Origin of the sequence: Enterobacter sp. UNJFSC 003, from assembly GCF_036903355.1 — a bacterium.
Classification (GTDB): Bacteria; Pseudomonadota; Gammaproteobacteria; order Enterobacterales; family Enterobacteriaceae; genus Enterobacter.
The window spans coordinates 1-256 of sequence record NZ_JBAKHK010000246.1; the positions used below are offsets into that span (position 1 = coordinate 1).

At 43.4% G+C, this 256-nt stretch carries 1 pseudogene; it reads right to left on the bottom strand.

The features are described 5' to 3' along the window. Positions 1 to 118, bottom strand: a pseudogene (locus V5P19_RS23995) (hypothetical protein); the annotation flags it as partial. Positions 119 to 256 lie beyond the last annotated feature (138 nt).

The following is a 256-nucleotide window of genomic DNA, read 5'->3' on the forward strand; positions in this document are numbered from 1 at the left end:
GTTTGCCATCCGGACCTAACAGTGTCTGGCTGGAAATTCGCCGAATAGGCTGCGGGGAAGCGGTCTTGTGATTGGCATCCGTTTCAGGCGTGAGTTTTCTGCTATCCGTATAACGCATAAAAATTAATAATAATTGATATAACAATGATTCTTATTATCAATTTTATGGCTGACCAGAGCAAGCAGTAATTTGTTGAGAAGACAACAAGTTGCGCAGAAATGCCCATTCCGTCAGGAATGGGCACGCATTCAGAAG